Source organism: Bacteroides caecigallinarum (assembly GCF_021531075.1).
Lineage (GTDB): Bacteria > Bacteroidota > Bacteroidia > Bacteroidales > Bacteroidaceae > Phocaeicola > Phocaeicola caecigallinarum_B.
Genome location: NZ_JADYTJ010000091.1, coordinates 1 through 4,411, shown reverse-complemented (window position 1 = coordinate 4,411; position 4,411 = coordinate 1). Strand labels below are relative to the sequence as shown.

Genomic DNA, 4,411 nt, shown 5'->3' with positions numbered 1-4,411 from the left:
TTCGCAAAATATTAATTCTAGTATGAGACAACTTCCAAAATAAAATCCAAACAAGTGTAATATATAATATATTGAATATAAGATATATAATTAAAATTATTTAGTTTTTATTCGTATTCAGTTTTTCAATCAAATCCGAATATTCGGATTTACTGGAACGTATAAAGAACGACCCGGAACTATGTGAACGGCTGGGAATAGAAAGTGTAGAAGAGGAGAAAAGAAAAGCTGAATAGATACAGAATGACAAATAAATCCTGAATCAATTTGATTTTCAGGGAACATTCCTTATCTTTGAACTTGAAATAGAACATAACGGCGGATAACGGGATGTTTTCCGTCGATTATATACATAAGTCGCAAGTGTCTTAAACTGAAATCTGGCAAAATTTCAAAAACGAAGACTATTGCGTGAGGCTTATGCTATACCCTATAGCGTGAGCCCATGCATGTTTTTCGTTTTGGGCTTGCCAGAGCCTCAGTTTAAAAACAGCATGGGTTTCATGCTTTTATTTTTAATAGCAGAGGTATGGCAAAAGTTCAGATTATTATGCCCGTCACATTGGACGGTTTCCTGCCGGACAAAAATGAGGAACTGATGGAATGGCTCAGGACAGACCGGAACGGATTCCCTTATTGGGAAGAGCGGGCTACATTCAACATGTTTCCGCATTATGGTATGCTTGATTTGATGGATGCAAAAGAGAGACGAGACAATAACTGTACCTTTTTTATGAAAGTACAGGACGAAAAAAGTGCCGAATATGCTGGTGGAGTATTTCTCTTCCGACTCGCAGATGAACTGGTCATTTACCTGCTTCCAATATCATACAAAAATGGGAAAAACATAACCGGAAAGATTCAATTCGGACAATGGACTTTGCGTGAGTCCAAAACATTCCGAAACAATATATGCAGATTGGTATACCGCCTTAAAGAATAAAGATTACTTCAGATTAAGTTTCTTCATTTTCTTGTACAGGGCTGTACGACTACAACCGAGTTCCGCTGCTGTCTTGCTGACATTACCATGATTTTTACCAAGCAGATTTCGTATCCTTTCCTTTTCCTGAATGATACGAATATCCGGATTGTCATTACAATCTACATTTTCCAATCCCAAATCACAGACATTCAATAATGCATTATCTGCAACAATTACTGCACGTTTGATTTTTGCGTTCAATTCCCGTACATTACCCGGCCAGTCATACCCCAACATACATGATTTCGCTTCTTCGGTAAATCCCTCATTCTTGACACGTATTCTGCTGGAATGTTCTTTCCTGAAAAATTCGGCAAGCGGAAGAATATCATCTTTGCAATCTTTTAATGGCGGTTGAACAATTTCGAGTTCTGCAAGGCGATAATACAAATCCTCACGAAAACGACCTTCCTGCACAGCCTTTTCCATATCCTCATTGGTGGCAGATACGATACGCACGTCAATATGCTTGACTTTATCACTTCCAACAGGATTAAACTCCTTTTCCTGAAGAACCCGAAGGAGAAGAATCTGCATGGAATACGGCATATTACCGACTTCATCCAGAAATAAGGTTCCTCCATTGGCCGTTTCAAAATATCCCTTCCTATCAGCAACTGCTCCGGTAAAGGCGCCCTTGACCGCACCAAAAAATTCAGAAGCCTGTAAATCGTTAGGTATGCTTCCACAATTGACAGCAACGAAAGGTTTATCACGTCTGTCACTATAACGGTGGATCATCTGGGCTATCACTTCCTTACCGCTTCCGCTCGGACCGAGTATCAGAACTGAAAGTTCAGAAGATGCCACACGACGAGCCAGTGAAGCGGCTTTTCTGGCAGCTTCACTGGTACGTTCAACAAAAGAACGCTCTTTACGTACAATAACTGGCTGCTTAAGCATACTATGTACTAATTCTATCAGTAGCTCTTGATGAACAGGCTTTTGCAAATAATCCTTAGCACCGAGTTTGATAGCACGGACTGCATCCGTGATACAGGCATAATCTGTCATGACAATAAATGGAACTTCCATCTTAGAACGTATCATCCATTCCAGAAGACTAATACCATCACCTTCCGGCAGACGTACGTCTCCCAATACAAGATTGATTTCGTTTTTCTTCAGAATACTACGTGCACCGGGTTCATCTATAGCTGTCAATACTTCGTAACCGGCCTTCTGCAGCCATTTTTCAATCATTCCGCAAAGTATCATATTGTCTTCAACTATCAGAATTTTCATATCTTTTCAGTTCATTTTCTGTTTCATTAATTAATTTTTCAATCCACTCTATAATCTGGATAGCATTTTCACAAATAACATCATCACTAATATCCATATCGTGTAACTTTTCTTGAAAATCACGCAACAACTGTTCCTTTTCAAGCATTTCCCATACAGGCATCATTCGATGTATTGTTTTTCTCATGGATTCACGATTGGTTGTCTTTATGGCTGTTTTAAGTTCCTCAATTTCTTTTCTTGATTCCATGATAACAAGAGACATCATATGTTCATGATCATCTGTACTATCCAACAAGCAGGAAAAGTCAAAATCTCCAGTTTGAGAAACTTTTATTTGAGACATAATGGTTGATAAAAAAGTAAGTAATACATGGATGTTGAACGGCTTATGAATGCAACCCGCAAATCCTTCTTTTTCATAGATTCCGGAATTTCCGTCACCACGGGCAGTCATGACTGCAACAGGAATGGTTCTTGAATTTCCTATGTCTGAATTTCTAAGTAGTTTTAATAGAGCGAACCCATCGATATCCGGCATTTGTACATCAGTAAGTATCATATCATAATCTGATTGTCTAATAGCTGTTACTACATCCCGTACATTCATACAGGTCGTACAAGTTATACCATTACGCCCAAGCATGTCTTCCACTATTTTTAGCAATATAGGATCATCATCCACAACAAGTACATTTTTCGGCAAAATGGTTATAGACTCACTATAAGAATTACATTCGTCCACAAGCTCATCCGTTTCTGGTAAAAGAAATTCAAGTTTGAACACACTCCCCTTACCAAGCTTACTTTCTACATTTATTGTTCCATCAAGGACTTTAACTAGTCCCTTAGTCAGAAAAAGACCTAAACCAAAACCTTCTGAATTAACATTCTGCGCAGCACGTTCAAAGGGAGAAAATATTTTTTTAAGCGTCTCTTCATCCATTCCAATACCTGTATCCCTTATTTCAATCAACAGTTTCCCTTCTAAATATTCAGTATGGAAACAGACATTTCCTTTGGATGTAAACTTGATGGCGTTTGTAAGCAGATTGTCTAGTACTTGTTCAAGTTTGTCCGCGTCTCCTTTTACAGTTACATTTGAACCATTATGTTCCGAATATAGAATCAGACCTTTTGAAACCGATTTACGGGAGAATTCATCTGAAATGCGCAGCAAAAAACGATTTAGATGAAAAGGTGCATCATTACGTAAGCTACCGACGTCATTAATCCGGTAAGCATCCATCAGGTCGTTAACTAAATGTAGGACGTGTTGGCAAGAATGACGGATGTCATCTAAATAGATTTCGCGCTTTTTCTTTTCTCGCGTTTCCGAAACCAAATCGGCACAGTTATGTATATTACCAAGTGGGCCTCGTACATCATGAGAAATAGTTAAAATAATTTGCTTGCGCATTTCAAGTAAATCTACATTCTCTTTAATAGCCTGTTTTAATTTTCGTTTAATCGTTTCTTCTTTATTAAAATCCGAACGTATAATAAAAAAGGAGAGCAATAATAAAATAATAGCTATGATTATAATTATAGAGAATAAGCGAAAAGCCGTTTTTTGAGCATTTATAATTTCTTTATTATATTCAATAAAATTCTTTTGAATATCATCATCTAAAACACATAAAAGCTCGCTTAATTGATTATTTATCAATTTATTTTTCATGATTAAACTATCTGATTCCATCTCTATCTGAATCAGATAATTTTTATGATCTATATTTGTTTTTTTCTTTAATTCTGAATATTCTATCACATAATATGGTTCTTGAACTGTTTCGGTTTTTCCAAAAAATCCAGCTAAACCTTTCTCCTTTCTCGTTACTGTTCGTGTTTTTAAACTCTTTTTAGGATTTTGGTATTCAAAAAATAAACTGTCTGACTTCTCTTTGGACTTAATAGTTCTCATGATATGCAAAAGAGAATATTCTTTTTGCTCTAACATATTACATAAAGAATCAACTTGCTCAATCTGGATAAAACCATTACAATGTATTTTTATATCTTGTAAAATACTATCTGTAAACAAACGATTCCTTTGATATTCTAAATAGTCTCTATAATTCCATGTAAATACAGACTCGCTTAAAGATGATAATTTATTGACATATAAAGGTAAAACAAATATTTTGTTATGAACTAAATTTATTTGATATTGCTTATTAT

General features: G+C 36.1%; 3 protein-coding genes. 1 reads left to right on the top strand and 2 read right to left on the bottom strand.

The genetic code is table 11. The annotated features are described in order from the left end of the window. Positions 1 to 529 precede the first annotated feature (529 nt). Entirely contained in the window at positions 530 to 943 is a 414-nt protein-coding gene (locus I6E11_RS14145) for a hypothetical protein (protein ID WP_022053300.1), read from the top strand. Between the two features lie 3 nt (positions 944 to 946). Here the strand turns inward: I6E11_RS14145 and I6E11_RS14140 are convergent, their stop codons facing one another. Beyond that, complete coding sequence (locus tag I6E11_RS14140) at positions 947 to 2,230, bottom strand: sigma-54-dependent transcriptional regulator (RefSeq protein ID WP_022053301.1); 1,284 nt, start codon at positions 2,228 to 2,230, stop codon at positions 947 to 949. Further along, positions 2,211 to 4,411 (bottom strand): hybrid sensor histidine kinase/response regulator (locus tag I6E11_RS14135; protein WP_235338771.1); only part of this gene is annotated, 2,201 nt, incomplete at its 5' end. The genes I6E11_RS14140 and I6E11_RS14135, both read right to left, overlap by 20 nt.

Coding starts and splice junctions, on each gene's coding strand:
- I6E11_RS14145 (WP_022053300.1), top strand. CDS start 530: ATGGCAAAAGTTCAGATTATTATGCCCGTCACATTGGACGGTTTCCTG.
- I6E11_RS14140 (WP_022053301.1), bottom strand. CDS start 2,230: ATGAAAATTCTGATAGTTGAAGACAATATGATACTTTGCGGAATGATT.